This is a genomic window from Frankia sp. CeRuru1 (assembly GCF_977966315.1).
Map to the genome: position 1 here is coordinate 1 of NZ_CDWWEW010000500.1, position 3,071 is coordinate 3,071.

The 3,071-nt window shown below is 66.5% G+C and carries 4 protein-coding genes and 1 pseudogene; all 5 read right to left on the reverse strand.

Annotated features, from left to right (window positions below):
• Window positions 1-223 (reverse strand): annotated as a pseudogene (locus tag AC08OP_RS23420) (hypothetical protein); the annotation flags it as partial.
• A 28-nt stretch (window positions 224-251) separates the two neighbouring features.
• Window positions 252-662: a hypothetical protein gene (locus AC08OP_RS23425; protein ID WP_476616148.1), complete on the reverse strand. Its 411-nt coding sequence runs from the start codon at window positions 660-662 to the stop codon at window positions 252-254.
• A gap of 88 nt (window positions 663-750) precedes the next feature.
• Complete coding sequence (locus tag AC08OP_RS23430; protein ID WP_476616149.1) at window positions 751-1,728, reverse strand: hypothetical protein; 978 nt, start codon at window positions 1,726-1,728, stop codon at window positions 751-753.
• Window positions 1,729-1,834: 106 nt separating this feature from the next.
• Window positions 1,835-2,269, reverse strand: a complete 435-nt coding sequence (locus AC08OP_RS23435; protein WP_476616150.1) for a hypothetical protein — start codon at window positions 2,267-2,269, stop codon at window positions 1,835-1,837.
• A gap of 241 nt (window positions 2,270-2,510) precedes the next feature.
• Window positions 2,511-2,909, reverse strand: a complete 399-nt coding sequence (locus AC08OP_RS23440; RefSeq protein ID WP_476616151.1) for a hypothetical protein — start codon at window positions 2,907-2,909, stop codon at window positions 2,511-2,513.
• Between the last annotated feature and the right edge of the window lie 162 nt (window positions 2,910-3,071).

A 3,071-nucleotide genomic window follows, 5' to 3' on the forward strand; every position in this document is an offset into this window, starting at 1 on the left:
GTCCAGACCGGTCGCGGTTGGGCATGCGGCGCGGGGTCGCGTTCTCGATGAGGTCCTCCAGGACAATCTGCAGCTGGTCGCGGGCGTCCAGGAACACCGTGCGCGCACGCTCCCGACGCCGGTCCGCGCGCTGCTGGGGTGAGTCGGACCGGCGAGCGAGCGCGTTCCGAAGGCCATGGGTCGCCAGCCGCACCCGCCCGCACCGCATCCGTTGCCATCTCATCGTTGATCTCCGGGGAAGACGGGGGAACTCAGCGGCCGGCGTCGGGTGCCGGGCCTTCACCGGTGTCGACGGGCGGCGTCTCGGAAAGATCGACATGCAGCTGGTCGCCCTCGGAGTCGGCCTGACGCAGCGCGGCGAGAGTCTGCTCGGCGAACGCCCGCAGCCCCTGCCGGGAATAGCGCGCCACGGGCTGGCGCCGGCTCCACACCGGGTCGTTGAAGCCGAACTTCTCGATCGAGAAGCCCCGGTCGGTCTCGGTGGCGTTGCGCAGATCGGCGTAATACTCCTTGCTCTGGCCGGCGTGGCGGACCTTCAGCCTGACGACCAACGTGGCCGGGTCGCGGCTGTCCTCGACCCGTCGGACGGCCCACCGGTAGGTCAGCTTCCGTTCGCCTTCGTCAAACAGGACGGTCGGCTCGCGGTCCGTGATAAGGCTCATCGCCGAAACTCCCTTGTTGTGCGCATACCGGCGCTCGGCGCGGTCGCGTCAGATGTCCCGCCTATGCGGCTCGCCGCTGGTACTTGGGTCAGATCAGGCCATGGGCCTGGAGGATGTTTCCGCAGGAGGGGCACGTGCTGTCCGGCTCGAATCGACGGCCGCAGGGGCACACGATCGAGCAATCGTCCCCGTCCCATGCCGCGGCGGCCGGGTCAACCTTGGCCAGCTCACGCAGCATCGCGCCGTAGAAGTTCTCCAAGTCGCCCGACGGGACGACGGGCATACTGGCCGGCGCGTTGAGCACTTCGCCCGTGTAGGTCGGTGGCAGGACCAACCGGCTAGCCTCATCCAGGGAGGCTTCGGACACCGTCTTGTAGCCGTCCCGATGAATCAGGACGACCAGCCGAGTGGCTAGCAGCCTCGTCTCACGGCTGACATATTTGCACCACTGGGCGGACCAGTCGGCCTGGTCCCGGATCTTGCGAATCAAGGCGGCGTCGTCATTTGCCTTCCATGCGTCGCCGTAGTCCGACACGGACACGATGCTTCCGAGGCCGAGATTCGCCTCATTCCACGTGCCAGATCGATCCCGCCGAAGCGGTACGATGTCCATCTGTGCGTAGTAGCCGGCCATCCAATCGCGCGGGGCCGAACGTGTCAGCTCGAAGCCCTCCGGCATCTTCAGCGCCTCCGGGAAGGGAACCGGAACAATGTCCCGGCCCCATCCGCGGCAGTGAGGGCACTGGCGAAGGATGGGCAGCGTCCACTGCTGCCCGGTGCCATCGCACGAGTAGCACGGTCGGCCGACTCTGCCCGCTCGCGCCTTCTCCTGCATCGCGGGAGACGTGTAGGCGCGTCCGGCCTTGGTCTGCCGGCCGATGCCGTCACACGACTTGCACGCGATCGGCCCGGTCACGGGCCTAGACTCGTCGACCTTCAGCCAGGAGCACGGTTCGGTCTGATAGCGGGCCAAAGCCCGCTTGCTGACGGTCGTCTCGTCGGCCTTCTCGCCGGAGCCTCCGCATTCCCCACACTTGGTCGTTGGGAATTCTTGGACCGCGTCCATTTCACCACTTCCATTTGTTTGCCCCGAAGGACAGTCGAACCCGCCCCCTCCTTTAGGGAGACGGCTTCGGCTTTCGCTAGGGACCGCGAGCACCGTTCACGCGGGACTAGTCCGCCACTTCGGTCGTGTTGATGTAAAAGTCCGTCACGTCGCTGCCCGAGTCGTTGTACAGGCGCCGGATGATGTCGTCCGCGTCGTCCTCGGACCTGGCCGACACGTCGAACGTCACCTCGACCCGCCACGTCTTGATTCGTACCGGAAGCTTGACCGTCAGACTCTCGTTCAGGTCGTCGACAACATCGTCATACTCGGAGCACCAGCCGCGATCGGTTGCCTCTTCGATCAGACGCGAGCCGATGGCGGCGATGTCCTCGCGGTGCTGACGCTCCGCGGCTTCCTTCTCGTCGCGAAGCCGCAAAGACGCTCGCTCGTAGACGTCCCGCCAATGAGCGGCGTCAGTCAGCTCTCTTTTGGCAGCGGCCAACTGGTCGCGGAGGGCCGTCACAGCCGTCGGCGCGAGGGCGAGCCCGTAGTCGTCCATCATCTTCTTTTCCCACTCCCATTTTGGGTGTTCTCGACCCTGACGGGCCAGAAGACGGCCGACCGGAAACCCGGTAGGCCATCCTCCGGCGTCAGAATCGGGCGCATCTTGCGACCATGGAAACCAGCGCTTCGCTCACGCGGAAAGAACAGATGGCGCGCACACCGGCTGGCCCGGTCAGGCAGCAGGTGCAGGTAGGCGCGGGCGGGCGAAAGCGCGATAGCGCGTGGTGGAACAGAGATCAGTGGTGCGCGGGAAGCTGGCGGAACACGATCTCGGTGCTGTCGACGTTGGCGGTGGTCGCCCACTCGTCGAGAAGCTCAGAGATCGACTCGGCGACCGCGTCGAGGTCGTCGCTAGCCATGCCGTCGTCGGTGAGGACCGCGAGCAGCCGGGCGCGGGCTTCTCCGAGTTCATCGGTGTAGACCTCGACTTCAAGCCAACTCGCCGCCGGGCACTCGGCCCGCGTCTCGGCCTCGATCTCGTCTTCCAGGACGATCCGCAACGCGTCACGGGCGTCGAGGAACACGTCACGCGCCCGCTCGCGCAGCGACCGCGTGTCCGGCGGCGCGCAGCGGCGTATCCGCAGGAGTCGCTTCCGGGGAAGCCGGTGGCCGTTGCGGCGGCGCCGCATCCTCATCGTGATCTCCCCTTTCCGTGAACAGGTGGGTAGGTGCTGGCGGGTCAGCCGGTGACACCGGGTGTCGTGTCGAACGTTTCGCCCAGCTGGCCGTCGGCGGTGTAGGTAAACGTCCGCAGCCGCGTGTACGGTGCGGGAAGAAAAACCGGCATGGCGTTCACG

What these genes read in the sequence shown, in the direction of transcription:
- AC08OP_RS23435 (WP_476616150.1), bottom strand. Translation starts at nt 2,269, where the DNA reads ATGGACGACTACGGGCTCGCCCTCGCGCCGACGGCTGTGACGGCCCTC.
- AC08OP_RS23430 (WP_476616149.1), bottom strand. Translation starts at nt 1,728, where the DNA reads ATGGACGCGGTCCAAGAATTCCCAACGACCAAGTGTGGGGAATGCGGA.
- AC08OP_RS23425 (WP_476616148.1), bottom strand. Translation starts at nt 662, where the DNA reads ATGAGCCTTATCACGGACCGCGAGCCGACCGTCCTGTTTGACGAAGGC.
- AC08OP_RS23440 (WP_476616151.1), bottom strand. Translation starts at nt 2,909, where the DNA reads ATGAGGATGCGGCGCCGCCGCAACGGCCACCGGCTTCCCCGGAAGCGA.